This is a genomic window from Pseudomonas sp. B37(2017) (assembly GCF_002112885.1).
GTDB lineage: Bacteria > Pseudomonadota > Gammaproteobacteria > Pseudomonadales > Pseudomonadaceae > Aquipseudomonas > Aquipseudomonas paraglycinae.
In genome coordinates this window covers 80,912-106,831 of record NZ_NEIX01000002.1, presented here as the reverse complement: position 1 = coordinate 106,831, position 25,920 = coordinate 80,912, and the positions used below count along the sequence as shown (strand labels likewise).

Genomic DNA, 25,920 nt, shown 5'->3' with positions numbered 1-25,920 from the left:
CATTCCGGCATCGCGTCCCGCTCGGTGCCCACAGCGAACAATCAGGATTGCACACATGGTTCACAACGACGTTCTGCGCAGCGTGCGCTACATGCTCGATATCAGCGACAAGAAAGTGGTCGAGATCATCAAACTCGGCGGCCTGGACGTCACGCTTGCCGATGTCGTGACGTACCTCGACAAGAAAGAAGAAGACGAAGAAGGTTTCGTGCGCTGCCCGGACGAAGTCATCGCGCACTTCCTCGACGGTCTGGTGATCTTCAAGCGCGGCAAGGACGAAAGCCGTCCGCCGCTGCCGATCGAACTGCCGGTGACCAACAACATCATCCTGAAAAAGCTGCGCGTGGCCTTCGAGCTGAAAGAAGACGACATGCACGCGATCCTCAAGGCCGCCGAGTTCCCGGTATCCAAGCCTGAGCTGAGCGCGTTGTTCCGCAAGGTCGGCCACACCAACTACCGCCCGTGCGGCGATCAGTTGCTGCGCAATTTTCTCAAGGGCCTGACCCTGCGCGTTCGCGGTTGATCCACTTGAACACGGCGACTTCGGTCGCCGTTTTCATGCATGCCCCTCCATTCCTTGCAAAAATAGTGGCTCCGCTTTTCGCGGCCGGCGACTAGGGTGTACTGAACCCTAGCCCTCAGGATTCGCCATGCACCCGTATTTCTCCCTGCAAGGCCGCACCGCCCTGGTGACCGGCGGCACCCGTGGTATCGGCAAAATGATCGCCAAGGCCTTTGTCGAAGCCGGCGCCCGCGTGTACGTCTGCTCCCGTGACGCTGAAGCCTGTCATCAAACCGCTGAAGAACTCAGTGCTCTGGGCACGTGTCATGGCGTGGCGGCGAATCTGGCGACGGAAGAAGGCGTGAAAGAGCTGGCCGCGCGACTGGGCGAACAGATCACCCACCTGGACATTCTGGTGAATAACGCCGGCACCACCTGGGGCGCGCCGCTGGAGAGCTACCCGGTCAAGGGCTGGGAGAAAGTCATGCAGCTCAACGTGACCTCGGTGTTCAGTTGCATCCAGCAATTTCTGCCGTTGCTGCGCCAATCCGGGTCGGCGGCCAATCCGGCGCGGATCATCAACATTGGTTCGGTGGCGGGGATTTCTTCCTTTGGTGAACAGGCCTATGCCTACGGACCGAGCAAGGCTGCCCTGCATCAACTCTCACGGATTCTGGCTCGGGAACTGGTGAGCCAGCACATCAACGTCAATGTCATCGCGCCGGGGCGTTTCCCGAGCAAGATGACCCAGCACATCGGCAGCGACCAGCAGGCGCTGGCCGAAGACACTGCGCTGATCCCGATGAAACGCTGGGGTCGAGAGGAAGAGATGGCGGCGCTGGCAATCAGCCTGGCGAGTACTGCCGGGGCGTACATGACCGGGAATATCATTCCGCTGGATGGCGGGTTCAGTCTTTAGGTCGGCGACGCGGCCGGACGGGTTATCATGCCCGCCCTGCTCCGCTTCGAATGCACACCATGACTTACAGCGTCTCCCCCATCGGCTTCGTCCGCTCCTGCTTCAAGGAGAAGTTCGCCATCCCGCGCCAGCCGCAACTGGCCCCCGCCGCCCGTGGCGTGCTGGAACTGGTGGCACCGTTCGATCAGGGTGACGCGGTGCAGGGGCTCGAGCAGGTCAGTCATGTCTGGCTGCTGTTCCTGTTCCATCAGGCGCTGGAAGAAAAGCCGCGCCTCAAGGTCCGCCCTCCGCGCCTCGGTGGCAACAAGTCCATGGGCGTGTTCGCCACCCGCGCCACGCACCGGCCGAACGGCATCGGCCAGTCGGTGGTGAAGCTGGACAAGGTCGTAGCCAATCGCCTGTTCATCTCCGGCATCGACTTGCTGGATGGCACGCCGATTCTCGACATCAAACCCTACGTGCCGTACGCCGACATCATTGCTGACGCCTCCAACAGCATCGCCAGTGCCGCGCCGCACCTGATCGACGTGCAATGGACGGACACGGCGCTGCAACAGGCGCACACGCACGCTCAGCGCCTGGCCGAGCCGCTGGTCGAGCTGATCGAGCAATGCCTGGCCCAGGATCCGCGCCCGGCGTATCAGACGCCCGCGCCAGAGCGCGAATACGGCGCGCAGTTCTGGGATCTGGATGTGCGCTGGCACTACCCTGTGCCTGAGCAGATCCGCGTTCTGGAAGTCATCCCCGCCGCTGACTGAATCGCGAAAACGAAAAAGCCCGCGCTGCCTTCTCAGGCAACGCGGGCTTTTCTGTGTGCATCGTCGGGATTTACTTCTCGACGAATGCGCGCTCGATCAGGTAGTCACCCGGCTCGCGCATACGCGCCGAGATCTTCAGGCCGAAGCTGTCGAGCACTTCGCTGGTCTCGTCGAGCATGCTCGGGCTGCCGCAGATCATCGCGCGGTCGTCCTGCGGGTTGATCGGTGGCAGGCCGATGTCGCTGAACAGCTTCCCGCTGCGCATCAGGTCGGTCAGACGGCCCTGATTCTCGAACGGTTCGCGGGTCACGGTCGGGTAGTAGATCAGCTTGTCACGCAGCGCTTCGCCGAAGAACTCGTTCTGCGGCAGGTGCTCGGTGATGAATTCGCGGTAGGCGACTTCGTTGACGTAGCGAACACCGTGAACCAGGATCACTTTCTCGAAGCGCTCGTAGGTTTCCGGGTCCTGGATCACGCTCATGAACGGCGCCAGACCGGTGCCGGTGCTCAGCAGGTACAGGTGCTTGCCCGGGTTCAGGTCGTCCAGCACCAGGGTGCCGGTCGGTTTTTTCGAGATGATGATCTCGTCGCCTTCCTTCAGGTGCTGCAGCTGGGAGGTCAGCGGACCGTCCTGCACCTTGATGCTGAAGAACTCGAGATGCTCTTCCCAGTTCGGGCTGGCGATCGAGTAAGCGCGCATAAGCGGGCGGCCGTTTGGCTGTTGCAGGCCGATCATCACGAACTGACCGTTCTCGAAGCGCAGGCCCGGATCGCGGGTGCACTTGAAGCTGAACAGAGTGTCGTTCCAGTGATGAACACTGAGGACACGCTCGTGGTTCATGTTGCTCATGTACGTGGGACTCCTGGAGATTGATCTGCGCCTGCCCGGCTCGTGTTGAAGAATGCCGACGGTGCGCAATTGCATCGCATTCTAATAGCGCCGACAATATCTGTTAACTGGATTATTAAGATAAGGGTTATCGGTTATATCGATATGCGATTTACTCTTCGTCAACTGCAAGTCTTCGTCGCTGTCGCCCAGCAGGAGAGCGTGTCCCGTGCTGCGGGTCTGCTCAACCTGTCACAATCGGCCGCCAGCACTTCCATCACCGAACTGGAGCGCCAGTCCAGCTGCCAGCTGTTCGATCGCGCCGGCAAACGCCTGAGCCTCAACGCCCTCGGCAAACAGTTGTTGCCGCAAGCGGTGGCCATGCTCGATCAGGCCAAGGAAATCGAAGACCTGCTCAACGGCAAATCCGGTTTCGGCTCGCTGTCGGTGGGCGCGACCCTGACCATCGGCAATTACCTGGCGACGCTGCTGATCGGCGGTTTCATGCAGCGCCACCCCGAAAGCCAGGTGAAGCTGCACGTGCAGAACACTGCCAATATCGTGCAACAAGTGGCTCATTACGAAATTGATCTGGGTCTAATCGAAGGCGATTGCAGCCACCCGGACATCGAAGTGCAGAGCTGGGTCGAGGATGAACTGGTGGTGTTCTGCGCCCCACAGCATCCGTTGGCCAAGCGCGGCAGCGCGACCATGGAAGAGTTGACGCACGAAGCGTGGATTTTGCGGGAACAGGGTTCGGGGACGCGCCTGACCTTCGATCAGGCGATGCGGCATCACCGCAGCGCGCTGAACATCCGGCTGGAGCTGGAGCACACCGAAGCGATCAAACGCGCGGTGGAATCAGGTCTGGGGATTGGCTGTATTTCACGTCTGGCGCTGCGTGACGCCTTTCGCCGCGGCAGCCTGGTGCCGGTCGAGACGCCGGATCTGGATCTGGCGCGGCAGTTCTACTTCATCTGGCACAAACAGAAGTATCAGACCTCCGCCATGCGCGAATTCCTCGACCTGTGCCGCGCCTTTACCGCCGGGGTGCAGCGCAGCGACGAGATCGTTCTGCCGAGCATCGCTTAAAGCAGAATCACCGCCCACACCAGGGCGATCATGCTCAGTGCCACGAATTGCGCGGCACTGCCCATGTCCTTGGCGTTCTTGGACAGCGGGTGCAACTCCAGCGAGATACGGTCGATAGCCGCCTCCACCGCCGAATTCAACAGCTCGACGATCAGCGCCAGCAGGCACACGGCGATCAGCAGCGCCTGCTCGACCCGGCTGACATTGAGGAAAAACGTCAGTGGAATCAGTACCACGTTAAGCAGCACCAGTTGGCGGAAAGCCGCTTCGCCGGTGAAGGCGGCGCGCAGGCCGTCCAGCGAGTAACCGGAAGCGTTGAGGATGCGTTTCAGGCCCGTCTGGCCCTTGAAAGGTGACATAAAGTAGATAACCGACCGAAAGGAAGTGGGGAAGCTAGATCAACGAAAGTCAAAAAAGCGTGAAGACGCCAGTGCTTACTGGCTCGGAATTGACTCAAGTTGTTGCAGCAGTAAAGCTGCCTGGGTCCGGGTCCGCACGTTCAACTTGCGAAAAATCGCCGTGACGTGGGCCTTGATGGTCGCTTCGGACACACTCAGCTCGTAGGCGATCTGCTTGTTCAACAAGCCTTCGCAGACCATGGTCAACACCCGGAACTGCTGCGGCGTCAGGCTCGCAAGACCATCGCTGGCGGCTTTGGCTTCATCCGAAACGCTGACCGCTTCGAACGCCTGGGGCGGCCAGAACACGTCGCCATCCAGCACTTTGCGCACCGCTTCCTGAATCACGCTCAGGTCGCTGGACTTGGGAATGAAGCCACTGGCGCCGAATTCCCGGGACTTGACCATCACCGAGGCTTCTTCCTGGGCCGAAACCATCACCACCGGAATCTGCGGGTACTGACCGCGCAGCATCACCAGCCCGGAAAACCCGAAAGCGCCCGGCATGTTCAGGTCCAGCAGCACCAGATCCCAGTCAGCCTTTTCGGTCAGGCGGGTTTCCAGCTCGGCGATGCTCGCCACCTCCACCATGCGTACGTCCGGGCCAAGGCCCATCGTCACCGCTTGATGCAGTGCGCTACGAAAAAGAGGGTGATCATCGGCAATCAGGATGTCGTATGTGGCCATTTTTCAAATGATCCTGTTTTTGATGGCGGGCCCGCGCATTCGGGCCTCACCAAAGCAAATCCAGATACCGCCCGGCAGCGGCATCCACAGGGGCACGTTCAACGCCAATCACGAACAAAAACGGCGTTTCAAACCTTGGCCGCACCCCAATCGGCGCCAAGCATGACCAGCGAAGCCTAGGTGGTCAAGCCGCACGGCCACTGCTTTAGCAGTATGGGCCAGGATCAGGCCGGTACTGGCGCCGCGTTTCGGATATAGGGCAGCAATTCAGCGTGGGCGGGCGTCGACACGTTGACCTCCAGTTGCTGCTTGGCCCCCAGGTAATGCTGGCTGAACACATCGAAATAGGCATCCAGCGCCGACGCCGCGTCCGAATCGCCGGCCAGTTCCAGGCACAGCGCCGCCACTTCGGCGGTGCACAGGTGCTCGCTGCGGGTCGAGCGGCGCAGGCGATAGCGCGACAGCTTGTCAGGCAACAGGCTGAGGATCGGCAAACGATCGAAATACGGGCTCTTGCGGAAAATCTTCCGGGCTTCGGTCCAGGTCGCGTCCAGCAGGATGAACAGCGGACGCTTGCTGCTATCGAGATCCACGGTGTTGGTCACCCGCGAAGGCTCGACGTACTCGCCGGGGAACACCAGATACGGCTGCCATTGCGGGTCGTTCAGCAGCGCCAGCAGTTGTTCGTCGGGCTCTGTCCGCGACCAGATGAAGGCATGGTTGTCGCGCACGATGTCGGCGATCAGCCAGCCGGTATTGCTGGGTTTGAACACTTCCTTGCCGGTCATGATCAGGCAAACGCCCGAGCGTGTATCGACGGTTGGCCGCCAGGCGCACAGGCAATGGCTGATGATCACCCGGCAATCGCGGCAACGCGGAGAGCGAAAACCACGGGCCTGGATCGGCTTGATGCCTTCGTCCTCGCGCTGGTCGCGCAGGCGGGCCACGGCGTTGGGGGCATGATTCATCGCAGGCGGCACCGGCAGACAGGAAAACTCGACACGAACGACACTCGGCAGGGCAATAAAGGCCGGCAGTTTACCAGAGCGAGGGGCACAAGCCTGTACCCTCCCGACCGGCTCCCCTATAATTCGCCGCCACTGAACGCACAGTCACGTGGCTGGTCGAACCACCAGTCACTGAACCAGGAGAGTTTCATGCTGCGCCTTATCGTTCCCACCGCTGCCATTCTGCTGGCCTCGTCCTTCAGCGCTCAGGCTGCATCCCTGAGTGAGCAGAATCTGAACCGAGAGCTGCGCAATGTCGCCGCACAAAGCAGCGTCGGCACGCCACGGGCGATCAACGAAGACATTCTTGATCAGGGCTACACCGTCGAAGGCACCACGCTGGTCAATCACCTGAGCGTGCAAAAGAGCCACGCCGACAAAATGCGCGCCGATCCCAAAGCCGTGTATTTCCAGCTGGGCGCCTCGGTCTGCAACAACCCGTCGTACCGCAAGCTGATGGCCAAGGGCGCGATCATGCGCTACGACTTCACCGAAGTGAAAAGCAACAAGGCGATCGGCTCCGCCAGCTACCAGGAATCGGATTGCCCGAAAGCGGCTCCAGCGAAGAAGAAGTAATCATCGCGACGTAGCGCGCCGCTGTTCATCCTCGGCGCGCAGTTCGGCCAGCAAGGCCTGCAAGTAACGCGAGCGGCGATCCCCTCCCGCCAGGCGTCGGCAGCACTCCTCTTCGAGACTCACATGGTTGGTCTCGGCCGATGCTTTCAACAACCGATACAGCTGCGTATCGATCTCCAGAATCACTCTGGTCATGTGTCCCGCCTCCTTGCCACCCGCAAATCCTTGAATAGCGTGCACCTTGCGTACGGTCGTTGACGCAAAGTTGTCGTACGGCGCCTTTAACTTAGTAAATCAGAGCATTCAGCCCTCGACGTGGCATCGGACGAGCGGTGAAAACACTTCGCAAAACGGCAATAAGCAGTTGCCAGGAAAGACTTTGCGGCGCAATGCTCAATGAGCGAAAAATGCTTCGAGGGTCTAGATTCAACGTATTCCCGATCATTTCATTAACGGCAGGAAAGGAGCTGCCGGCTGTTTGTTTTCTTGCAGCGCGGCACTGACGCCGCACGTCAGGGCCGAAAGCTCTGTGCAGAAGGAGAAGTTGCATGCCTTACCAACCGAATGACCTGCTCAGCCGTCATTTTCAGGAAAGCGGCCACGACCTCATCAGCAAGGTCGAAGAACAACTCAACCTGGTATCACCCAACAGCCCGAATTCCCCCATCTACCGCGACATGATCCTGACCGTGCTGCGCATGGCCCAGGAAGACCATAATCGCTGGAACGCCAAGATCACCCTGCAAGCCCTGCGCGAACTGGAGCAGGCGTTTCGCACGCTTGAACAGTTCAAGGGGCGACGCAAGGTCACAGTGTTCGGTTCGGCTCGCACCCCGGTCGAACATCCCCTTTACGCCATGGCTCGGGAACTCGGAGCCTCGCTTGCCCGCTCGAACATGATGGTCATCACCGGTGCCGGCGGCGGAATCATGGCCGCCGCCCATGAAGGTGCCGGTCGCGATCACAGCCTGGGCTTCAACATCACCCTGCCCTTCGAACAACATGCCAACCCCACCGTGGACGGCACCAACAACCTGCTGCCGTTCCATTTCTTCTTCACGCGCAAGCTGTTCTTCGTCAAGGAAGCCGATGCGCTGGTCTTGTGCCCAGGAGGGTTCGGCACTCTGGATGAAGCACTGGAAGTGCTCACGCTGATCCAGACCGGCAAAAGCCCTCTGGTGCCAGTGGTTCTGCTGGACGCACCGGGCGGGACGTTCTGGCAAGGCGCGCTGGACTTCATCCGTCAGCAACTGGAGGAAAACCGCTACATCCTGCCGACCGACCTGAAGCTGATCCGCCTGGTCTACAACGTTGAAGAGGCGGTGGAGCAGATCAACCAGTTCTACGGCAACTTCCACTCCAGTCGCTGGCTCAAGCGCCAGTTTGTCATTCGCATGAACCACAAATTGAGCGACCAGGCCCTGGACCATATGCAGGAAGCCTTTGCCGATCTGTGCCTGAGCGACCAGTTCCATCAACACGCCTACGCCGGCGAAGAACACGACGAGGCTCAATTCAGCCACCTGACGCGCCTGGCATTTGCCTTCAACGCCCGGGATCACGGGCGTCTGCGGGAGCTGGTGGACTACATCAACCTGCCGGAAAACTGGGCCCAGTCAAAACCCCAGACCGCGCAACGCACCCGCGAACCGTCAAAGGTAACGTGAAGGCAAAAAAAAACGGCCCGCTATCGAAATAGCGGGCCGTTTTTTATTTTTTAGATGAAGCTGAGCTGAAGCTGGAGCGATTTAATCGTCCATCCCTCTGCCGCTGAACAAGCGGTTGATCATCTCCATCGAGAATCCCCGGTACGCCAGGAATCGACCTTGTCTGGCGCGTTCCTTGGCATCGCCGGGAAGCTGTCCGGAAAACTTCCGTCGCCACGTGTCCGTTAGCTGCTCCTGCCAGTTGATACCGCTCTCGCGCAAGGCGAGTTCTATATCGGCGCGTTGCAACCCGCGCTGGCTCAGTTCTTCGCGAATCCGCAGTGGGCCGTAACCGGAACGGGCGCGATAGGAAACAAAGCTTTCAAGATAACGGGCTTCGGAAAGCAGCCCTTCTTCCGTCAAACGGTCGAGGGCAGTTTCGATCATCTCGGGGGGAGCGCCACGCTGACGCAGTTTGCGCGTCAGCTCGACTCGACCATGCTCGCGGCGTGCGAGCAGGTCCATGGCGGTTCGCCGCACCGCGACGAGGGTATCGAGTACGGCGGTTGTCATCGGTGCAATCAGATGTCAGCGTCAGCCAGGTCGTCTTCGGTCTCTTTGACCGCAGAAGCCTTGGAGTCGGCGATCACTGCTGGCGACAGCAGTTTGTCACGCAGTTGCTTCTCGAGCTTGGCCGCGACTTCCGGGTTGTCCGCCAGGAACTTGGCCGAGTTGGCCTTGCCCTGACCGATCTTGGTGCCTTCGTAGGCATACCAGGCGCCGGACTTCTCGACGAAACCGTGCAGTACGCCCAAGTCGATCATCTCGCCGTTCAGGTAGATACCCTTGCCGTAGAGAATCTGGAACTCGGCCTGACGGAACGGCGAAGCCACCTTGTTCTTCACAACCTTGACGCGGGTTTCGCTGCCGACCACTTCGTCGCCTTCCTTCACCGCGCCAGTACGGCGGATGTCGAGACGAACCGAGGCGTAGAACTTCAGCGCGTTACCACCGGTGGTGGTTTCCGGGCTGCCGAACATCACGCCGATCTTCATGCGGATCTGGTTGATGAAGATCACCAGGCAGTTGGCGTTCTTGATGTTACCGGTGATTTTACGCAGCGCCTGGGACATCAGACGGGCTTGCAGGCCCACGTGCATGTCACCCATTTCGCCTTCGATTTCAGCCTTTGGCACCAGAGCGGCCACGGAGTCGACGATGATCACGTCAACGGCGTTGGAGCGCACCAGCATGTCGGTGATTTCCAGGGCCTGTTCGCCGGTGTCCGGCTGGGAAACCAGCAGGTCGTCAACGTTGACGCCCAGCTTGCCGGCGTACTCAGGATCGAGGGCGTGTTCGGCGTCGACGAAGGCGCAGGTCGCACCGGCTTTTTGAGCCTGGGCGATCACGGACAGCGTCAGTGTGGTTTTACCGGAAGATTCAGGACCGTAGATTTCAACGATACGGCCTTTTGGCAGGCCGCCGATGCCGAGTGCGATGTCCAGACCCAGAGAGCCGGTGGAAATGGCCGGGATCGCCTGACGGTCCTGATCGCCCATACGCATTACGGCACCCTTGCCGAATTGACGTTCGATCTGACCCAGGGCCGCAGCCAAGGCTTTCTTCTTGTTGTCGTCCATTAAAGTCCTCACGTAATCAATAAGGCCTGACGGCCAACACCTGTATAAGTAGCCAGTATTATTCCACAGCGTTCACGGATCGCCTACCCCTGATTTTCGATTTCTCGTGCCGCTAGTCGCAGCAAGCCCTCTAGCGCGGCCTTCACCGTTTGTCGGCGGACTTCGTCGCGGTTGCCGGGGAAGTGTTGAACCTCGCTGGAAACCTGGTCGCCCACGCCCCACGCCAGCCAGACGGTGCCCACCGGTTTGTTCGGCGAACCACCGTCCGGCCCGGCCACGCCGCTGACCGCCACGGCAAACCGCGCCAGGCTTTTTTCCTGGGCGCCGCGCACCATGGCCTCGACCACTTCGCGACTGACCGCGCCGACGGTGCCGAACAACTCCGTCGGTACATTTAGCTGCTGGGTTTTCTGGCGGTTGGAATAGGTCACGTAACCCGCCTCGAACCATGCCGAACTCCCCGGAATGCGGGTGATGGCTTCGGCAATCCCGCCACCGGTGCACGACTCGGCCGTCGTGACGTGGGCATTGAGCAATTGCAGACGTCGGCCAAGTTCGGCCGCCAGTTGGGTGATTTCTTTCACGGCGCGCTCCGGATCGGATGGAATGAGTACCACCGTACACGAGCCGGTTGCGCTTTCAATACACAAGCTTATTCAAAATGTGCAGGCGCCAGCGCTCTGATATAGGCCTGACAGGCCTGCAAGGCGATCAGTCCACGGTCGCCTTCGCCGGTGATGGCGACAATTCGTCGAGCATGCGCCGGGTCAAGTCGGGCGCGTACGGCTGCATGATCCACGCCGCCGGTGCCGGAGGCGGCTGGCACACCGCAGCCTTGGGCAGCGTCGCCTGCGTCGATGAGGACTGACAGGCGCAGATCAGCAGTGGCAAGACGATCGCGCAGGCGATCCTGATCACGTTGGGCATCGTTCAGTGCTCGGTAATGGGTTTGTTCACTGGCCGTGAGCCGTTGCTCCAGGGCCAGACGCTTGTCCTGCTCGGCCTGCTGCGCGGTGGCGGCAGCCGAAGTCAGTTGATTGAGGGCTTCGGCGTGCAACCGCGCCTGTTCGGCCAGTTGGCGGCCGTAGCGCCAGTCCTGAAACTGCCACGCCAGCGCCGCCGAACCTGCGGCCAGCAGCATCAGGCCGATCAGCCGCCAGACGCTCAGACCGAAGGCAGGCATAACACCGCCCTCGCCCGCCCCCAGAGTTCCAGGCGATCCTGCAAGCCGTTCAACCCGCCGTTGATCCGTCGGGTAATGCTGTTGAACTGATCCTGATCCGCCAGCGCGTTCAGGCCGTTCTGCGCCCAGAACCATGCGGCGGACTCGGCCGCCCATTGCGGTTGTTCCAGCAGTTCCGGCAGCGCCAGCAAGCGCTCGTCACCGAACAGCCCGAGGCTGCACTGGCGATAGTTGGCGCGGCCGGTAATCTGGATCAGCCCGCGCCCGCGATACTTCTGCCCGTCGCCATCGGCCTCGGGCGTATTGCCCAATCGCAAGGCCAGCGTACCGGTGTCGTACTTGCTCAGGTATTGGTTGTTGCCCAGTTCACGCACGTACTGCAATTGCCCCGATTCGTGTCCGATCTGGGCGAGAAACGCAGCCACGCGTTTAGGTGTGTCGATGCGATGGCGAGCCATGGCATCGTTGAGTGCAGAAACAAAAACGCCCGCTTGGCGGCGGGCGTTGGGCATGATGTTGAGTAGGTTGTCTTCAGTGATTTGCATGATGCTCGGTCCTCCCTGGATGCTCCGATTGAATCACGGTTGGCGACCAAAGCTGATCAGCCATTGTTTACCTCAGTTTTCAGAGTGCTGTCCGGGGAAACCTGGATCATTCGCTTGAACAAACCCAGCATGCCTTGACTGGCCGTCGCATTCGGCGGATCCAGTGGCAGTACCTGTCCCCCGGACACCAGCCACTCCTGGTACTCCACCCAGTCACGGTTGCTTGATTCCTGTGGAATGAACGCTGAATCACTCAGGCGCAGAACGCCAGACGATGTGAGCTGATAACTCATGGACTTGCCTCCTAGATTTCCGCGTCCGCGGTCCAATCGACCTGCAAGGCCTGCCCGGGAAAGCTGCCTGGGGGCGTCACGGTGGCAAGCGCAAACCCTCGCTCGCTCACACTTTGCAGGATGGTTCCTGTGCAGGCCTTCGCCAGCGATGAATGCCAGACTTGATTGCTCACCTCCCCCGGGCAATACGTCACGACCGTAGGCTGTACACGCTTGGGCACCTGCATGTCGATACACATTCCATACTGGCCGGAATTGGCTGCCGCCACTTGGGAAAAGGTGGCGATACAGGTTGCTGGACCGTTGTTCGAACGGACCGGCAGACGATTTACAAAAGATTTTTCGAAATAGCGCTGACAGAGAGTCAACTCTTCGGCCAAGGGACGGTATTCAAACGGCGTTGCAACCGGCCCCTCTTCCAACTGCATCTGTGCCAGATCGACGGTTTGCAACACGTTGAGCGGCAGATCGAACGACAAGGTCAGGCAGTCATTCACGCCGAGCATTTTTCCGGCGATGGTTGGTACCTGAAACGTTGCGCTGTATTTCTTCCACGACGTACTCAGTTGAAAGACGTCGACAACCTTCACCACACCTTCCGAGCCCCCCGCCCCGAACTGCTGGGCAATCGTGACGCGCAAAGGACGCGTCGCATCGGACCGCGCCCAGAAGCTGACCGTCGCCGTTCGCCCGGCCAGGTTCCTGACCGATTCGATGCTCTGGGAGACTCTATGCACCGTTGCCCCGGTGCCCGCAGTGGCCTGCTGCCAACGCAGGAAGAAAGCGGGTTCGCCAGTGACCTCGGTTTGACCGAGGGCAAAATCCTGGCGCGAAATGCTGACACCTGCGTTGCCGTTCCAGTCGCAGCGGAAGCGATCCGCCACATACCCACCGATGTTCGGCGCCTGATTGGTCGTGCCGCGTTGCCAGATATTGAATCCGCCATTGATCAACAGATTCTTGCGATACACCTGCACAGGAAACTGCTGCAACGGATCCGGTTTCGCCAGTTGCCGGATGGCCTGGGCCAGTTGATCGGTCTGCTCCTCATCCGGCGTCAGGCCGGCGGCCGTGATCGCATTGAGAATTTCCTGGGTCACACTGTTGCCCCAGCTGGCCGGGATCAACGATCCCGGTTTTCCGGCGATGGGGTCTTCATCGACGAACTTGCCATTCTCCAGGCCTGAGCCGGGAACGCTTTTCGGATAATCCATTTTAGTTTCCTTGGTCCACTAGAGCGCCGGGGCCAACCAGCGCGGCGCTACCGGGCGATGCTCGCTGAACGGGAAAAACGACGCCTGGGGCCAGTCGCGCAGCGCTCGCCGAAATGTTTGCAGTTCGGCGTATTGCTCGGTGGTCAGGGTGGTGCCGCCGCCGTCCTCCAGCTCATCGCGGTCACGGGCCACCAGACCGTCGGTTGCGGCCAGTTGCGCCGTGCGCCAGCGGCGTTCTGCGTCAGCCGCTACTTCGGCAGAGGGAGGCGGTGGATCGACCAACACCGGATAACCGTTGTCCGCACGCACGCCGATCACTTTTGCAGACACCGTCAGTTGTTGCAGCAGCGATTCCCAGTACGCCTGGGGAATTTCGATGACGTCATCGGGAATGTCCGACGAATTGATACCCGGTACATAAACGCCCCGGGTGCTGGCGCTGAACAGAACGTTGAACGGATTCATTCAATAGCCCTTTGCGTGATAGAGGACAGTCCAGTTAGCCGCAACATCGCCGGTGTAACTGCGGATTTTCAAAGTGCATCCCTGTTTGCTCGGGGACGGATTGCCAGTGAGAATGACCATGGCACCATCGCCCCCCGAATGAATCGCCACGATCGAGCTGAAAGCGTTGGGGAAGGAAATAGGGAAGACAACTTTGATATCGCCATTTGCATCCGAAACAGCCATGCCCCACTGATCGATGTTGCCGGTCGCATGCCGTTGATAACCGCTATTGCCGCTGGATCCGCTCAACAGCGACGAGTAACGGTTGCTCATTGTTCCGCCAATCAACCGCCATTGGTTGTCGAGCTTGATGAACTCGGCGCAATCGCCAAGCCCGAGGACGATCGGCCCGCCAGCGCCATTGGAGGCCTTGATAACATCGCTGCCGACCGTTGCGATGGTCAAAACGCCGGTGCCGGCATTGATCACCTGAAGGGTGCTGCCGTGGGCAATGTTGCTCGTGGCCGGCAACGTCGTGGAAATCGCTGTCGCACTGGAAAAGCTGGCGACTCCACCGACGTTGGCCGCGGTCAGCGCAACACTTGCTGCATACGAAGCAAACCCCGAATACTGCAGTCCGCTGCGGGTCACGAACTCGGTGGTGGCAACTGACTGATCGCTGTCGAACTGCGGTGGGGTCACGAACAACTTGTTGCCACGCAATGCGGTCAGCAACTGATCGTTGGCGGATTCAGACGGAGTGAGTCCGGCGCTCTGGATGACCTTCAATATTTCCTGCGTGACACCATTGCCCCAACTCGCGGGAATCAATGATCCCGGCTTGCCCGTGATCAGGTCTTCATCGACAAACCGGCCGTTGACCAGACCGGCACTGGGAACACTGTTTGGATAGTCCATTACATTTCTCCTTGCTTGGAAATCAGGTGTTCAACGTTGTACCGGGTACAACGGGCCAAGTAATTTCCTCGGGGAAACCGGCCTGTTTTTCGATGCGGTTCAGCTCGACGCTGTAGAGCTTCCATTCGAGCAATTGCAGTTGCTCTTCGTGGGAGGCGTCGCCGATGTCTTCGGCGTATTGCAGAGGGGCGATGCGCAGGACGGCGTCGCGCAGCAGCGTGTCGCGCTTCTCCAGAATCTGCTGGCTGACGCTGTGCAAACGGGCTTGCTCATCCAGTTGCCATGCGTTGTCGCGCCACACATGGAATTCCCCGGGCCAGGGCTGGGTTGTCAAGGTTTCGGGCAGCTCGCCCAACTCACTCCAGATCTGCTGCCCGCCACCGTCCTTGCGAAAAACCGGACCGCGCCGGTCAATCACTTCTCGCGGTACACCGTTGATCAGGGCCCAGGTACGACCAGCTTCAGGCGCGGGTAACTCGAACGACAGTTCCACCGCGTTGCCGGGCAATTGAATACCGATGCCCGGGGTCACGAAAAACTCGACAGGCCCGGACAAAACGCCCGCGCCGTCAAACAGATAATTGAACATAGGCACCTCAGATGAGTTTGATACGGCCGGGATAGGCGATATTGCGAGGGCGGGACTTGAAGGCCAGCAACAGGGTGTTGGCAGCATCTCGTTGGTAGGTCGTATTGGCAGGGAAGACAGGGCCGCCGTTGACCAGTCCGGACACGTATTGCGGCTCTTCACGAGACTCGGCACCGAAGCCGGTCAGGCTGTCCGACCACCACGCGCCCACCGCACCGGCACCATTGGCACCCATGGCATACGAGTGAATCGATCCGGCCTGAAAGGCCCCCGTGGCACGGCCGGAGTCCACGCCCCTGCCCTCGTCCAAAACCCGCAGAAACTCGCCTCGCCCTTCAGGGCCACGGAAGGTTGACGCACCATCACCCGACGTCCATTTACCTTCGTTTCCCGCACGCGCGGCCTCGGTGCCCAACATTCCGGACAGCTGGGCGTGGTCCCACAGCCAGGGCCACTCGACACGCTTCATGACCGTACCGTTGAGCGCACCGTAGCCACCAGGACTGAGCAAGGTGGTCGTCTCGAAAAACGGTCGGCCAAGGGGAATGTTGTCAAACCGACCGACTGGCCACCAGCTACCGGCGGCATCGCTGCGCAACTGCCACCAGTCGCCGCCGCCCATCAACACCAGAAACGGATAGCCGCTGGGTGACAGGTGTGTGTGAAAACGAATGCGGTCGGAACCCGACGCCTGAACGATCAATCGGTTGCCGCTGTTATCCATGCGCCGAACAATCACATCGCGCACACCCAGCGCCGCGTTTGCCGGCGGCAACGTCACCGTCACGGCACTGGATCCGCCATCGATCAGCACCAGGCCCAGCTCCGGGTCGGTCAGCGTCCTGGATGCAGTCAGCCGCGTTACCACCGAACGCATCGGACTGCCATTGCCGACAATCGATTGAATGGCTTTGAGCAACTGGCCGGTATCGGCCTCGGCGGCTGTCAGCCCAGCGCCGGTAATCACGTTGAGAATTTCCTGTGTAACGCTGTTGCCCCAGACCGCCGGAATCAAAGAGCCAGGCGTTCCCGCCACCGGGTTTTCATCGACGAACCGGCCATTGACCAGGCCGACGCTGGGGACGCTTTTTGGGTAATCCATAGTTCAATCCTTTATCTGAAGCACCGATTGCAAATGTCGAGAACGCGGTATCCGTTCACTCGGCAGCCATCCATGCCGGTTTCTTCGGTCGAGAGCGTTTGGAAGGAAATTTTTTGGCTTGCGGCCATTTGCGCAGGGCCTGCAGATAGACGAGCAGGGTCTGATAGTCGGCATCGGAAATTGTCGTGGCCTTCATCAACTCCACTTCATCCCGATGCCGGTCGCGCAGCCAGACCACTCGTTCGAACTCTTTGTCGCGCCAGGCCTTGGCGTCCCTGGCAGCCTGTTCATCCGAAACCGGAGCGAACTCCACCAGAATCGGCAAGCCATGCTCATCGTGGGATCGATCCATGCCAGCTGCCGGATTGGCGATCACCGCCTCGTAGCGTTCATCGTCAATTTCGACGGCATCGTCAGGCAGGCTTGTGTGATAACCCGCCAGGTAGGTATTGCCGGTAGCACGGCTGTAGAAACGTTTCATGTCAGTTCCCCACACTCAGGACACTGACATAACCCGTACCGCCGGAATTACTCAGTATCTGAACCTGGCTTGCGTCGAAGTAGGTCACCAGCGGAGGTGTGGTGATATCAAAAAAGGGGGCGTTTCCGCTGTGCGAGTAGCTTGCCCATGCCCCGCGACATTGGTTCCTGAACGCCAGTGGCCAGGGCTTGGATACATAAGTCTTATCGACGCCAACCGTGATCAGCACCCACTGGATCGTGAAGCCACCCAGCCAGGTCGGGAAGACGACGTAGCCGTTTTCGCCAAAGCTGTAGGACACGCCCAGCCCCAGTTTTTTCGGCGTCACAATCGTGGTGTCGTCCGAGACGGCATTGACCTGCGCCTGGGAGGCGACACGCGCCCAGCCGAAAACCGTTTCCGTCGCTTGCACCAGTTTCTTTTCAATCGCCTGAAACACTCGCAAAGGAGACATCAGCCGATTGCTGCTGGCACCCGACTCGGCTTCTTCCTTGCTGGCAAAAGATTCATTTCTGTTCTTTTCGACGAGCGTCGATATCGCCGCTTTCAGTTGAGTGTTGTCACTTTCATTCGGCGCAAGACCCGCAGCGCTGATCACATTGACAATCTCGTCCGTCACGCCATTGCCCCAATCTGCCGGAATCAGCGATCCCGGTTTACCGGTCAGCGGGTTTTCATCGATAAATTTCCCGTTTACCAGACCGGCACTGGGAACACTTTTTGGATAGTCCACGTGCGGACCTCCCGTTATTCAGAGGGATGATTTTCAGGGTTGGTTTTCAGGGATCAGGCCAGTGGCGGCCTCAGGCAGGCAGTTCGGGCCAGACTACGTGTTGCGGGTAATCCGGCTGTTTTTCGATCTTGTTCAGTGCCAGCTTGTAAGTGGCGTAAGCCTTGAACCGCTGCATGTCGTCGGCATCCAGCAAGCCTGCGATGTAGGCGTCCGCCATACCGACAGTCTGTTGGTCAGCCTCTGCCAGCAGCTCATCACGTCGTGCCAGCGCAGCCGCTCGCCGTTCGGCATCGACTTGCTGCGAGGTATTCGGCAAGGCGTGCTTGGTGACCTTGCCTTCGGTGTATCGCCAGATGCCGTCACGTTCATCGATCGTGCGCAGGAATAGTTCGTCGGAAATTTCCACCGCGCTGGCCGGAATCTGCGTGTGAATCATCGGGTCATAGCGCCCAAGGAGTTCACCCTGGGCGTCAAAATCAATAAATTTCATCGTCTTTACCTTTGATTTCAGAAGCCCATGGCAAACCAGTTCCAGCCACCGGGATCGGAGTTTGAAAATCGTTGAAACTGGCTTAACGAGAGTCTGTAAAAGGAAAAACGCAGGTCTGCGAAACTCGGGGAAATATCGCCACCGGACAGAAACAGCACGGCGTTGGGAAAGGCAATCGGATAGGTGATGGTTTCACTGAGGCCGCCGCCCCCGGCCAGACCCCATTGCAGAATCAGGCCGCTGGGAAGGCGCTGATAACCACCGGCAGTGCCCAGTGAAGCACCGAACGCCGGAGAGTATTTGAGCGCACCGTCCCCCGAGTCCAATCCCCACCCGCCGCCCAATAGGAGGCGCCTGAATGTCACGTAACTGCCGCCGACAAATGAAAGGGAGGTACCCGAGACCCCATTGGTGGTGCTCAGGGTTTCGCCCGTTCTGGCTTTCACTGTCAAACCACCGGAGCTGGCGACAAGAGATACCAGTCCACCCGCAGGAACGCTCGACCATTCAGGCAATGTGGCCGTGCTCGGTCCAGTGAAGATAGAGAGTTTGCCGACGTCCGCGGCCGTCAACGTCACTTCACCGACGTAGTTGGTTTGCCCCGCCAGACTGCCCAGTGCGCGCTGGACAAACTCCGTCGTCGCAACCTTCTGACTGGAGTCGAACTGTGCAGGCGTTTCAAAAAGTCGCTTGCCGCGCAACGCCTCCAGCAATTGCGTGTTCAACCCCTCGGTGGGCTCGATGCCCGCCGCCTTGATGACCGTCAACACTTCCTCGGTCAGCGCATTGCCCCATTCGGCAGGAATCAACGATCCCGGCGTTCCCGTGATCGGGTTTTCATCGACGAATCGGCTGTTGACCAGACCCACACCGGGCATGCTTTTCGGATAATCCATCCCGCTACTCCCTAGTCATAGTTGATGTGCACCTTGGTATGCGCCGGTGCCGCCCGATGGATCAGGCATTCCAGCGCCGAGCCCGGATTCACGCCGAAGCGCTCGCCCCAGTAGCTCGCGCCATAACGCCGACCGAGCAACAGCCGGCCGCCGGTGTTGAGCGTCCACATGAACTGCGCTTCCCAGGTGCCCCAATGCGCTGCGCCGAAACGCGAACGCCCCATGCGCGGGGCTTCGAGCTCGGTGATGGTGGCGTTGGGATAACCCTGGCTTTTGGCGATTTCCAGGTAGTAGCCGACAGCCTGGCTGCCGACCGCCAGCAGGCGGCGGCGCACGGCAAGGCGACGGTCGTCGAACAGCGGCGTAGCGCCGAGGCACGGGTCGGGCAGGTTCATCACCTGTTCCCAGTCCGGCACCAGTTCGCTGACGCCGGCCGGGTCCATCTCGTTGAGCAGATCGGCGGCACGGGCGTCGAGGCGCGCCAGTTCGACGGCGACGCCTTCCAGCACCTCCTCGAGCTCCGGCACGCGCTCCGGATCCCATGCCGGGCCACTGGGCAGCAGTGCGCGAAGCTGCGCCTGATATTGCGCAGCGGATCTTATGCCCCCCATACGCAACCTCCGAAGGTGAGCAGTTCGCTTTGACCGGCAGGCACGTCAGCGGCCGGCGCGGTCAAGGTGTGATCGTACTCACCGCCGGCGCTGCTGATGGCTTCGCGGATATGGCTGATCAGCAACGGCACACCCAGATCGGCTTCACGGTTGTGCAGGTCGCGCAGTTGCGCTTCAACGGCGGCGCGCACAGCGGTGGTGTCCGGGTTGACACTCTTGAAGCGATACACCACCGGCACTTGAATCGGTCGCTGCACCTGCACTTGCGCGGTCACAGGACGCAGCGGTTCGATGTAGTCCTGAACTTCCGCCAACTGTTCGTCGTTGGGCACCGGTTGCGGATCTTCATCACGCATGATGAACACCGTCACGGTGCCCGGCCCGAGCAGGCCACCCCGACACCAGGCTCGCGTCACGCCCGGCACTTCCAGCGCCCAGGTTTCATAGTCGCTGGCGGAACCGCCGTGGGGGATCACGCGATAGGAACGGATCACCCGCGAGCGCAACGACTCCAGGCTTTCACGTGCCACGCCACCGTTCAGTCCGGGCGCCAGCACCACAAAACTGTTGCTGACCACACCAGCGATCGGCTGCACCGGCGTCAACGCCAGCCCGGCCTCGGCGTTACCCAGACTGCCGGCATCCAGCGCGGCGATGCTGGTGCTGTTGACGCCATTGACGGTGGTGCGCGCGGCAGTGACTTTGAACGTGCGGCCATCACTCGCCTGCAGCAACGTATCGGCGTCCAGCACCGCGCCCGCCGTCGCGTTGAAGCTGACGTTGCCGGTGGCGACCTGCGCCGGTTTGCGCGGCTGGTTCAGGCGCAGCGCGGCGATGCGTTCCAGGGTCGACTCGTCGGCGGTGTCGGGCAGGATCTGCTCGGCAATCCAGTCGAGGTAGCCGTACAGACCATAAGCGGCGCCGCCGAGTGTGCGGGCCAGGACTTGCGCATCGGACTGGCGCAGCGAATCGCCGGCCAGGTCGCTTTGGGTGCGCTTGATCAGCACCGGCAGCGAAGGGGTTTCAAACGGCATAGATCACCTGCCAACTGTTATCGGGGTTGATGTCCAGGCGTTCGCCGTCGGCCAGGGTCAGGACCGTGCGCAGGTTCAGGCGCTGGGCGTCGAGGCGTTCGCTGATGATGTCGATGGCGCTGCAATGGCCGTCGTCGATCAGCCACTGCAAGGCTTCGCGGGCATAGAACTCGGCGTCCATCTGGGTCTGGCGGGTCAGCTTGACCCGGCGCAGCAGCCACAGCCGCGAGCCGATACGATCGTCGGCCACGGTGGGAAAGGTGTCGCCCCACCAGCCGAAACGCTCCTCGTCGTCGAGGGCATCGTCGTCGGCGGCGCGGCGCCAGGTGAACAGGCTGATCAGCACCGCACGGGTCAGCGCGGCGTGGAGGTTCTGACTGAAAAGCATCACTGACCTCCCGCCGGCGCGCCGGTCTGGCCACTGCCCGCCTGCACGCCAACGTGCACGTGCTTGATCTGACTGATGCCGCCGGCCACTTGATCGCCTTTGGAAACGATCTTGCCGGTCTGGTTGATCACCGGCGTCTCGAAGTTCACGGCGGTGCTGGCGCGGATGTTAAGCGTGGCGGTTTCGATGTCGATGATCCGCCCGCGCTTGAAGTGAATTTTGTCGCCCTCGTCGGTGTAGATCGCCACCTCGCCGGCCGCCAGCGATTGCAGGCGGTAACGGCGGTCGGCGACCACCAGAGCGATGGCGTGAGAACGGTCGCCGCCGAGAAACGTGACGACGCCTTCGGCACCGGCCAGCGGATGGCTGGTGAAACCGTAGGGTTCGAAGTGCTCCATGTCGTCGTTCACTTCACCGGCGGTGAGGCGCATTTGCAGCGATTGCAGTTTGGATGCCGAATTGGCGAGCACGACAGTGCCGCGCGCCAGCAGGCGTGTCAGTAGGCTCATAGGGTTTCCTTGGAGGGAGGTGCCGGCTCAGGCTTTTTTCGGTGGGGTCGGATTGGCGTCGAAGGTATGCGGCGGTGCCACTTGCAGCGTGGTCACCGAGCCTTGCGCCGACAGCGAATACGTCACTTTGGAGATCAGCATGTCGCCATCGAAACCGAGTACCGGATCCTTGACCTTCACCAGCGTGTTGTGGCGCCACAGATCGCCGTTGGACTGGCGCCAGCCCTGTACCTGATAAGTGGTGGTCAGCGCCCGCCCCATGCGCGTGGCGCTTTCCCACTGGGCTCGTTGCTGGGCCAGTTCGAACGTCAGTTGCGAGCCTTCGTTGATGATCGTGGTGCGACGACGCTTGAAGCTCAGGTCGGTCGCGCTGGATTCAACCTCGCTGACCGCTGCCCCGCTCTTCTTGTCGTTGCCCTTTTGCTGGCCGATCACCCGGTATTCGGAGAACACCTGGCTGTGATCCATCGGTGCGTTGGCCGAGAGAATGTTCTTGCCCAGCTCCAGTGCATCGCTGGCACGGCCGCCGCTGCCCGGTTTGGCCAGCACCAGCCGACCCTCGGCGTCGTCGGTGGAAAACACCCGGTACAGCGAGAGCAGACGGTCGATCGACTGAAACACCGTTTCACCTGGAACGATGGTGTGTTTGCTCAGGCGTGCGGTCTCGGGAATTTCGTTGACCACAAACTGCGTGTATTCCCCGGCCAGGGCCTGGACGATGTTCAACAGCGGCTGTTCCTGCCATTGGCCGGGAATGTTTCGCGCCGCACAATCGACCAGATCCTGGGTCTTGGAACTGCCTTCGATGCTCAGGCTGATCTGCCGCCCGTCATAGCTGATCGGGGCCTTGAACACATAACCGGTGAGCACCAGGTCCTTGCCGATCCGCACCTCGCACGGGTCGCCGGCCTTGATCCGCTGATCCACGGTCTGCCCCGGCCATTGCCAGGTGATGTCGAGTTTGAAGGTGCGGAACTGGCGCTCCAGGTCCGCGGTGATCTGCACGCTTTTCCAGCCGCCGTATTCCATGTTGTTGACGGTCAGTGTGACGCGGTTGTCAGTCTCGTTCATGGCTCACTCGCTGGAAACTTTGACTTCGTTGGGTGAGAAGCTCGGATGAGACAGACCGTTGCGCTGAATAACCTCGGTCACCCGGGTGGCGTCGCCAAACTGCTTGTAGGCCACGACCACTGCCGGAAAGGTTTCCTGGAAAGTTTTGCTGACCAGTCGCACACCGGACGAAGCCACGGCCTTGAGGTGCGCGATCAGCGCCTCCTTCACATCGGCGATGGCTTGATAGTGCTCGGGGTCGGCCTTGTCCTGAGCCTTTTGCAGCGCTTCGCTCAACTCTTTTTGCAGGGCTTGCAGATCGTCGGTGACCGGGACTTCCTGACGGCTGATCGGCTGCTTCGATTGCTGATCCAGCGAAGGCGTCGAGTTGAGTTTCACCGGCGTCGACGCCACCGGCATCGAGGCAACCCACTGCGCCACTTTGACGATCAGCGTGTCCTGCACCAGGTTGGCCATCGCTTGCGCGGCGGCGTTAGTGTCCTTGCCGGTGGTGATTTTCGGCGCATCAGCCTTGCGGATGGCTTCGAGTTGTTGGGACACGTCGGCAATCACGCCACGGTAGCCCTCCTTCGCGAATGCCTTCAGCTCCTTGATGTCGCCGAGCAAGCCCTTGAACTCCGCCGCCACGTCCTTGGGCAGTTCCTTGACGGCCCTGACCAGCTCGGTGATCTGCTTGTACTGCGCGATCAGCGGCTTGAGCTGCTCCTTGATCACGTCGTACACGCCGGTGAGGCTGTTGCGCAGATTGGCGATGCCGATCCGCGCCGCCTTGATCAGGGTCATCGCCTGTTCGAAGCGCGCCACCGCCGAACCGAGCAAACCTTCGGCCTTGATCAGCAGGACTTTTTGCGTGCTGACCGTCGCCGTCGGAAACGGCAGCGGTCGGTCCGGGTAGAACTTCAGGCTGAACGTCACCATCCCGCCATCCTGGCGGGTGTGAGTCATGTCGCACTCGCCGACCTTGACCTGCAAGCGCCCCAGCCACGGATGCACCAGTTCGCCGCTGCCCTGCTCCAGGGCCTGGAGCAGCTTGTCGCGCTGCTCCAGGCAATCGGCACCGATGATGAACGCCGTCAGATCGTGGGTCTTGGCCTGCTGGCCGAGGTCCTCGAAAAACGGCAGGTCGCGTTGCGGGTATTCGTGCAACTGCCCCTTGCGACCGACCGGGGTTTTCGCCTGGTCGATCCAGAAACCGACACCGCGAAAGGATGCCGGCAACAAACGGTCACGCCAGTTCATTGGAACCTCCCATGGAGAGCGAGCGATAGCCGATGCGCGAACTGAGCGCCAGCCCCGGTTGATTGGTTTGCGGTTGATCGGTGCGCAGCCCCGCCGGCGCATTTTCGAAGCGGACCGTCAGGCCGCCTTCGAGTTGCGTGCGGTTGTTGGCGGCGCTTTGCTGGATCAGGGCGCTGGAGGATTGCGGCAAAGAACTGGTCATTGTCGACGAGGCGGAAGCAGCCGCCGGGGACTGTCCGGTAATCGTCGCCACAACGCCGGAAAGATTGCCATTGAGCAATTCCCGGATGGGTGCGACGACACTTTGCAGTTTTGCCCACAGTTCGCTGAACCAGCCGAGGATCGGCTCCCAGGCTTGCTTGATCGACTCCATCGGCGATTGGCTGAACAGCGTGCCGAAGGCGTTCGCGACCGATAGTGCCTCTGTGGTCAACGATGCCCACAAACCGGAAAAGTAGCCTTTCAAACCGTCCCACTGCGCCACCGCCGATTCCATCGGCGAGAAGTTGAACAGGTTCTGGAACTCGCTTTTCAGCGTCAGCGCACTCGCCCGCAGCACATCCCAGAGCGCAGAAAACACCTCGCCCAGCGGTTGCCAGTTACTTTGAATCAGGCTGAACGGCGACCAGGAGAACGTTGACTTCAGTTGTTCCCAACCGGCTGAAGCCGTTGCTCTCATGTTGTCCAGCACACCGGAGAACATCCCCAGAGCCGAACCCCACACGCCGGAAAATCTGTCGGCCAGCGAGCCGTCGAACGTTGCCTTGAGCGTGGCCCAACCGGTGGTCGCGCTGGTAGCTGCACGGTTCCAGAACCCGCTGAACACCGTTTGCGTGGAATCCCAGACTTCGGCCAGTTTTGCCTTCGGCGAGGCGTACAGATTGGCCTTCAGCGCTTGCATGCCAGTCGCAGCTTTTGCTGCCGCGCTGTCCCAGAACTCGCCGAACACCGCTTGCGTTCCCCCCCAGACTTCGGCCAGTTTCGCCTTCGGCGAGGTGTACAGATTGGCCTTCAGCGCTTCCATGCCGGTCGCGGCTTTTGCTGCCGCGCTGTCCCAGAACTCACCGAATACCGTTGCCGTCGCACCCCAGACCTCGGCCAGTTTCGCCTTGGGCGAGGTGTACAGATTGGCCTTCAGTGCTTCCAGGCCGGCGACGCTACCGGCGACGGCGTCGTTCCAGTAATCCTTTACGACAGCGCCAGCCGAATCCCACAGCTCGCCCATCATCGCCCCGAACGCATTCAGGCGCGCGGTCGCGCCCTCTGCAAGACGACTCGCACCGGCAACGGCGTCAGCCTTCATTTCTTCCCACTTCTGTTTGGCCGAGGCTTGCATCGAGTCGAATTTCAGCTTCGCGCCCGATGCCATTTCGTCCCAGCCTTTTTGAACCTTGTCGATACCGCGACGGGTCGAAGCGCTGAGCGATTGCCAGGTCTCGCTGAAGAATCCGCTGATCGATCCCCAGTTGTCGGTAATCAGCCGCGCGCCAATCACGATGACTGCCACCGCTGCAGCAATGGCCGCAGCGATCAGGCCGATCGGTGACGTCAGGATCCCCAGCACCGCAACCAGCCCCATCGCACCGACCGTCACTACCGTGAACGCCACGGCCGCAGCCGCCAGTCCTTCGACAAGATACGGGTTGTTCGCGACGAACTGGCCGATCGAGGTGATCACCGGCGTCAGCGCCGTGACGATACCGTTGACGGCCGGCAATAGCGCCTGACCGATATTCAGCGAAATCTTGTCCAGCGCCTCGTTGAATTTCTCGAGGTTGGCCGAGGTTTCGCCGTGGACAACCTTGGGGACTTTCAGCCCCTTGTTCGCCCTTGCTTTTTTCGCCAGTGCATCCTGCGCTTCGATGGCCTTTTTGATGCCGTCCTGGAACGGCTTGAGCAGCCCACCTTCGGAGATGAATCCGGCGACGTCCAGCGGCTCGAGGCCGCTGTCTTCCATGCTTTTCTTGAATGCTGCGACCTTGCCGCGCAGCCCCTTCATCTCGGCCTCCATTTTCTCAGCGCCCTTGAGCACCACGAGCATGTTGACCGTGACGGGGAAGTTCTGCGGGATCAGGCTCAATTGTGTATTAGCCATCACTGCACCTGCTGCATCGCATTGATCC

At 60.6% G+C, this 25,920-nt stretch carries 33 protein-coding genes; 6 read left to right on the top strand and 27 right to left on the bottom strand.

The window, feature by feature from the left end; genetic code table 11:
* The first annotated feature begins 55 nt into the window (after window positions 1-55).
* From CAF90_RS06995 to tsaA, 3 genes are all read left to right on the top strand, one after another.
* Complete coding sequence (locus tag CAF90_RS06995) at window positions 56-523, top strand: DUF1456 family protein (protein WP_007954948.1); 468 nt, start codon at window positions 56-58, stop codon at window positions 521-523.
* A gap of 127 nt (window positions 524-650) precedes the next feature.
* The gene (locus tag CAF90_RS06990) at window positions 651-1,421 is read left to right on the top strand and encodes an SDR family oxidoreductase (protein WP_007954945.1); all 771 of its coding nucleotides are present in this window, start codon (window positions 651-653) and stop codon (window positions 1,419-1,421) included.
* A 59-nt stretch (window positions 1,422-1,480) separates the two neighbouring features.
* Window positions 1,481-2,179 (top strand): tRNA (N6-threonylcarbamoyladenosine(37)-N6)-methyltransferase TrmO, encoded by a 699-nt coding sequence (tsaA, locus tag CAF90_RS06985; RefSeq protein WP_371915878.1) that lies wholly within the window; start codon window positions 1,481-1,483, stop codon window positions 2,177-2,179.
* A 70-nt stretch (window positions 2,180-2,249) separates the two neighbouring features.
* On the opposite strand, the gene fpr is transcribed toward tsaA, so the two are convergent.
* Window positions 2,250-3,029: a ferredoxin-NADP reductase gene (gene fpr / locus CAF90_RS06980; protein ID WP_007908723.1), complete on the bottom strand. Its 780-nt coding sequence runs from the start codon at window positions 3,027-3,029 to the stop codon at window positions 2,250-2,252.
* A 144-nt stretch (window positions 3,030-3,173) separates the two neighbouring features.
* Between fpr and CAF90_RS06975 the strand changes: the two genes are divergently transcribed.
* Entirely contained in the window at window positions 3,174-4,100 is a 927-nt protein-coding gene (locus CAF90_RS06975) for a LysR family transcriptional regulator (protein WP_007954941.1), read from the top strand.
* Here CAF90_RS06975 and CAF90_RS06970 read toward each other — a convergent pair.
* The 3 genes from CAF90_RS06970 to CAF90_RS06960 form a co-directional block, all read right to left on the bottom strand.
* Window positions 4,097-4,459 carry a diacylglycerol kinase gene (locus CAF90_RS06970; protein WP_003222276.1) on the bottom strand — a complete coding sequence of 121 codons (363 nt, stop codon included), beginning with the start codon at window positions 4,457-4,459 and terminating at the stop codon, window positions 4,097-4,099. The two genes, CAF90_RS06975 and CAF90_RS06970, sit on opposite strands and share 4 nt — an antisense overlap.
* 75 nt (window positions 4,460-4,534) lie before the next feature.
* On the bottom strand, window positions 4,535-5,185 hold the full coding sequence (gene erdR / locus CAF90_RS06965; RefSeq protein WP_007954938.1) for a response regulator transcription factor ErdR: 651 nt from the start codon (window positions 5,183-5,185) through the stop codon (window positions 4,535-4,537).
* A 224-nt stretch (window positions 5,186-5,409) separates the two neighbouring features.
* Window positions 5,410-6,153, bottom strand: coding sequence for a tRNA-uridine aminocarboxypropyltransferase (locus CAF90_RS06960; RefSeq protein WP_085605309.1), 744 nt, complete (start codon window positions 6,151-6,153; stop codon window positions 5,410-5,412).
* 189 nt (window positions 6,154-6,342) lie between these two features.
* On the opposite strand from CAF90_RS06960, the gene CAF90_RS06955 reads away from it, so the two are divergent.
* Window positions 6,343-6,768 (top strand): PA3611 family quorum-sensing-regulated virulence factor, encoded by a 426-nt coding sequence (locus tag CAF90_RS06955; RefSeq protein ID WP_064593873.1) that lies wholly within the window; start codon window positions 6,343-6,345, stop codon window positions 6,766-6,768.
* On the opposite strand, the gene CAF90_RS06950 is transcribed toward CAF90_RS06955, so the two are convergent.
* Entirely contained in the window at window positions 6,769-6,963 is a 195-nt protein-coding gene (locus CAF90_RS06950; RefSeq protein ID WP_007954932.1) for a hypothetical protein, read from the bottom strand. It abuts the gene before it with no gap.
* A 353-nt stretch (window positions 6,964-7,316) separates the two neighbouring features.
* Here CAF90_RS06950 and CAF90_RS06945 point away from each other — a divergent pair, with 353 nt between their 5' ends.
* Window positions 7,317-8,435 (top strand): TIGR00730 family Rossman fold protein, encoded by a 1,119-nt coding sequence (locus CAF90_RS06945; RefSeq protein WP_007954931.1) that lies wholly within the window; start codon window positions 7,317-7,319, stop codon window positions 8,433-8,435.
* A gap of 81 nt (window positions 8,436-8,516) precedes the next feature.
* Here CAF90_RS06945 and recX read toward each other — a convergent pair whose 3' ends face one another.
* The 22 genes from recX to CAF90_RS06835 form a co-directional block, all read right to left on the bottom strand.
* Window positions 8,517-8,987, bottom strand: coding sequence for a recombination regulator RecX (recX, locus tag CAF90_RS06940; protein WP_085605307.1), 471 nt, complete (start codon window positions 8,985-8,987; stop codon window positions 8,517-8,519).
* Between the two features lie 8 nt (window positions 8,988-8,995).
* Window positions 8,996-10,054 carry a recombinase RecA gene (gene recA, locus CAF90_RS06935; RefSeq protein WP_003222269.1) on the bottom strand — a complete coding sequence of 353 codons (1,059 nt, stop codon included), beginning with the start codon at window positions 10,052-10,054 and terminating at the stop codon, window positions 8,996-8,998.
* Window positions 10,055-10,137: 83 nt separating this feature from the next.
* Window positions 10,138-10,638, bottom strand: coding sequence for a CinA family protein (locus CAF90_RS06930; protein WP_085605305.1), 501 nt, complete (start codon window positions 10,636-10,638; stop codon window positions 10,138-10,140).
* A gap of 68 nt (window positions 10,639-10,706) precedes the next feature.
* Window positions 10,707-11,237: a lysis system i-spanin subunit Rz gene (locus tag CAF90_RS06925; RefSeq protein WP_085605303.1), complete on the bottom strand. Its 531-nt coding sequence runs from the start codon at window positions 11,235-11,237 to the stop codon at window positions 10,707-10,709.
* Window positions 11,219-11,782, bottom strand: coding sequence for a glycoside hydrolase family 19 protein (locus tag CAF90_RS06920; protein WP_007954927.1), 564 nt, complete (start codon window positions 11,780-11,782; stop codon window positions 11,219-11,221). Before CAF90_RS06920 ends, CAF90_RS06925 begins: the two co-directional genes overlap by 19 nt.
* A gap of 56 nt (window positions 11,783-11,838) precedes the next feature.
* A complete protein-coding gene (locus tag CAF90_RS06915) occupies window positions 11,839-12,075 on the bottom strand; it encodes a hypothetical protein (protein ID WP_085605301.1) in 237 nt (78 codons plus the stop codon).
* Between the two features lie 11 nt (window positions 12,076-12,086).
* On the bottom strand, window positions 12,087-13,289 hold the full coding sequence (locus CAF90_RS06910; RefSeq protein ID WP_085605299.1) for a carbohydrate binding domain-containing protein: 1,203 nt from the start codon (window positions 13,287-13,289) through the stop codon (window positions 12,087-12,089).
* An 18-nt stretch (window positions 13,290-13,307) separates the two neighbouring features.
* Complete coding sequence (locus CAF90_RS06905; protein ID WP_085605297.1) at window positions 13,308-13,754, bottom strand: phage tail assembly chaperone; 447 nt, start codon at window positions 13,752-13,754, stop codon at window positions 13,308-13,310.
* Window positions 13,755-14,654, bottom strand: coding sequence for a phage tail protein (locus CAF90_RS06900; protein ID WP_085605295.1), 900 nt, complete (start codon window positions 14,652-14,654; stop codon window positions 13,755-13,757).
* A gap of 22 nt (window positions 14,655-14,676) precedes the next feature.
* A complete protein-coding gene (locus tag CAF90_RS06895; protein ID WP_085605293.1) occupies window positions 14,677-15,243 on the bottom strand; it encodes a tail fiber assembly protein in 567 nt (188 codons plus the stop codon).
* 7 nt (window positions 15,244-15,250) lie between these two features.
* Entirely contained in the window at window positions 15,251-16,345 is a 1,095-nt protein-coding gene (locus CAF90_RS06890) for a phage tail protein (RefSeq protein ID WP_085605291.1), read from the bottom strand.
* 55 nt (window positions 16,346-16,400) lie between these two features.
* The gene (locus CAF90_RS06885; protein WP_085605289.1) at window positions 16,401-16,826 is read right to left on the bottom strand and encodes a phage tail assembly chaperone; all 426 of its coding nucleotides are present in this window, start codon (window positions 16,824-16,826) and stop codon (window positions 16,401-16,403) included.
* A 1-nt stretch (window position 16,827) separates the two neighbouring features.
* Window positions 16,828-17,559 (bottom strand): hypothetical protein, encoded by a 732-nt coding sequence (locus CAF90_RS29845; protein WP_085605287.1) that lies wholly within the window; start codon window positions 17,557-17,559, stop codon window positions 16,828-16,830.
* 70 nt (window positions 17,560-17,629) lie between these two features.
* Window positions 17,630-18,049, bottom strand: a complete 420-nt coding sequence (locus CAF90_RS06875) for a tail fiber assembly protein (RefSeq protein ID WP_085605284.1) — start codon at window positions 18,047-18,049, stop codon at window positions 17,630-17,632.
* 17 nt (window positions 18,050-18,066) lie between these two features.
* A complete protein-coding gene (locus tag CAF90_RS06870) occupies window positions 18,067-18,945 on the bottom strand; it encodes a hypothetical protein (RefSeq protein ID WP_085605282.1) in 879 nt (292 codons plus the stop codon).
* An 11-nt stretch (window positions 18,946-18,956) separates the two neighbouring features.
* On the bottom strand, window positions 18,957-19,556 hold the full coding sequence (locus tag CAF90_RS06865; RefSeq protein WP_085605280.1) for a YmfQ family protein: 600 nt from the start codon (window positions 19,554-19,556) through the stop codon (window positions 18,957-18,959).
* Complete coding sequence (locus CAF90_RS06860; RefSeq protein ID WP_007954907.1) at window positions 19,544-20,590, bottom strand: baseplate J/gp47 family protein; 1,047 nt, start codon at window positions 20,588-20,590, stop codon at window positions 19,544-19,546. Before CAF90_RS06860 ends, CAF90_RS06865 begins: the two co-directional genes overlap by 13 nt.
* Window positions 20,580-20,978, bottom strand: a complete 399-nt coding sequence (locus tag CAF90_RS06855; protein WP_007954906.1) for a phage GP46 family protein — start codon at window positions 20,976-20,978, stop codon at window positions 20,580-20,582. The genes CAF90_RS06860 and CAF90_RS06855 overlap by 11 nt, the downstream gene beginning before the upstream one ends.
* Window positions 20,978-21,487 (bottom strand): phage baseplate assembly protein V, encoded by a 510-nt coding sequence (locus CAF90_RS06850; RefSeq protein WP_011332728.1) that lies wholly within the window; start codon window positions 21,485-21,487, stop codon window positions 20,978-20,980. Before CAF90_RS06850 ends, CAF90_RS06855 begins: the two co-directional genes overlap by 1 nt.
* A gap of 27 nt (window positions 21,488-21,514) precedes the next feature.
* Complete coding sequence (locus tag CAF90_RS06845; RefSeq protein WP_007954902.1) at window positions 21,515-22,558, bottom strand: phage baseplate assembly protein; 1,044 nt, start codon at window positions 22,556-22,558, stop codon at window positions 21,515-21,517.
* A gap of 3 nt (window positions 22,559-22,561) precedes the next feature.
* Window positions 22,562-23,797, bottom strand: a complete 1,236-nt coding sequence (locus CAF90_RS06840) for a DNA circularization protein (protein WP_085605278.1) — start codon at window positions 23,795-23,797, stop codon at window positions 22,562-22,564.
* Window positions 23,784-25,892, bottom strand: a complete 2,109-nt coding sequence (locus CAF90_RS06835) for a hypothetical protein (RefSeq protein WP_085605276.1) — start codon at window positions 25,890-25,892, stop codon at window positions 23,784-23,786. Before CAF90_RS06835 ends, CAF90_RS06840 begins: the two co-directional genes overlap by 14 nt.
* Window positions 25,893-25,920 lie beyond the last annotated feature (28 nt).

Coding starts and splice junctions, on each gene's coding strand:
- CAF90_RS06910 (WP_085605299.1), bottom strand. CDS start 13,289: ATGGATTATCCGAAAAGCGTTCCCGGCTCAGGCCTGGAGAATGGCAAG.
- fpr (WP_007908723.1), bottom strand. CDS start 3,029: ATGAGCAACATGAACCACGAGCGTGTCCTCAGTGTTCATCACTGGAAC.
- CAF90_RS06845 (WP_007954902.1), bottom strand. CDS start 22,558: ATGAACGAGACTGACAACCGCGTCACACTGACCGTCAACAACATGGAA.
- CAF90_RS06840 (WP_085605278.1), bottom strand. CDS start 23,797: ATGAACTGGCGTGACCGTTTGTTGCCGGCATCCTTTCGCGGTGTCGGT.
- CAF90_RS06890 (WP_085605291.1), bottom strand. CDS start 16,345: ATGGATTACCCAAAAAGCGTCCCCAGCGTCGGCCTGGTCAATGGCCGG.
- CAF90_RS06875 (WP_085605284.1), bottom strand. CDS start 18,049: ATGAAATTTATTGATTTTGACGCCCAGGGTGAACTCCTTGGGCGCTAT.
- CAF90_RS06945 (WP_007954931.1), top strand. CDS start 7,317: ATGCCTTACCAACCGAATGACCTGCTCAGCCGTCATTTTCAGGAAAGC.
- erdR (WP_007954938.1), bottom strand. CDS start 5,185: ATGGCCACATACGACATCCTGATTGCCGATGATCACCCTCTTTTTCGT.
- tsaA (WP_371915878.1), top strand. CDS start 1,481: ATGACTTACAGCGTCTCCCCCATCGGCTTCGTCCGCTCCTGCTTCAAG.
- CAF90_RS06975 (WP_007954941.1), top strand. CDS start 3,174: ATGCGATTTACTCTTCGTCAACTGCAAGTCTTCGTCGCTGTCGCCCAG.
- CAF90_RS06870 (WP_085605282.1), bottom strand. CDS start 18,945: ATGGATTATCCGAAAAGCATGCCCGGTGTGGGTCTGGTCAACAGCCGA.
- CAF90_RS06835 (WP_085605276.1), bottom strand. CDS start 25,892: ATGGCTAATACACAATTGAGCCTGATCCCGCAGAACTTCCCCGTCACG.
- CAF90_RS06925 (WP_085605303.1), bottom strand. CDS start 11,237: ATGCCTGCCTTCGGTCTGAGCGTCTGGCGGCTGATCGGCCTGATGCTG.
- recA (WP_003222269.1), bottom strand. CDS start 10,054: ATGGACGACAACAAGAAGAAAGCCTTGGCTGCGGCCCTGGGTCAGATC.
- CAF90_RS06905 (WP_085605297.1), bottom strand. CDS start 13,754: ATGAATCCGTTCAACGTTCTGTTCAGCGCCAGCACCCGGGGCGTTTAT.
- CAF90_RS06895 (WP_085605293.1), bottom strand. CDS start 15,243: ATGTTCAATTATCTGTTTGACGGCGCGGGCGTTTTGTCCGGGCCTGTC.
- CAF90_RS06970 (WP_003222276.1), bottom strand. CDS start 4,459: ATGTCACCTTTCAAGGGCCAGACGGGCCTGAAACGCATCCTCAACGCT.
- CAF90_RS06920 (WP_007954927.1), bottom strand. CDS start 11,782: ATGCAAATCACTGAAGACAACCTACTCAACATCATGCCCAACGCCCGC.
- CAF90_RS06915 (WP_085605301.1), bottom strand. CDS start 12,075: ATGAGTTATCAGCTCACATCGTCTGGCGTTCTGCGCCTGAGTGATTCA.
- CAF90_RS06955 (WP_064593873.1), top strand. CDS start 6,343: ATGCTGCGCCTTATCGTTCCCACCGCTGCCATTCTGCTGGCCTCGTCC.
- CAF90_RS06900 (WP_085605295.1), bottom strand. CDS start 14,654: ATGGACTATCCAAACAGTGTTCCCAGTGCCGGTCTGGTCAACGGCCGG.
- CAF90_RS06990 (WP_007954945.1), top strand. CDS start 651: ATGCACCCGTATTTCTCCCTGCAAGGCCGCACCGCCCTGGTGACCGGC.
- CAF90_RS06950 (WP_007954932.1), bottom strand. CDS start 6,963: ATGACCAGAGTGATTCTGGAGATCGATACGCAGCTGTATCGGTTGTTG.
- CAF90_RS06995 (WP_007954948.1), top strand. CDS start 56: ATGGTTCACAACGACGTTCTGCGCAGCGTGCGCTACATGCTCGATATC.
- CAF90_RS06865 (WP_085605280.1), bottom strand. CDS start 19,556: ATGGGGGGCATAAGATCCGCTGCGCAATATCAGGCGCAGCTTCGCGCA.
- CAF90_RS06885 (WP_085605289.1), bottom strand. CDS start 16,826: ATGAAACGTTTCTACAGCCGTGCTACCGGCAATACCTACCTGGCGGGT.
- CAF90_RS06860 (WP_007954907.1), bottom strand. CDS start 20,590: ATGCCGTTTGAAACCCCTTCGCTGCCGGTGCTGATCAAGCGCACCCAA.
- recX (WP_085605307.1), bottom strand. CDS start 8,987: ATGACAACCGCCGTACTCGATACCCTCGTCGCGGTGCGGCGAACCGCC.
- CAF90_RS06850 (WP_011332728.1), bottom strand. CDS start 21,487: ATGAGCCTACTGACACGCCTGCTGGCGCGCGGCACTGTCGTGCTCGCC.
- CAF90_RS06855 (WP_007954906.1), bottom strand. CDS start 20,978: ATGCTTTTCAGTCAGAACCTCCACGCCGCGCTGACCCGTGCGGTGCTG.
- CAF90_RS06960 (WP_085605309.1), bottom strand. CDS start 6,153: ATGAATCATGCCCCCAACGCCGTGGCCCGCCTGCGCGACCAGCGCGAG.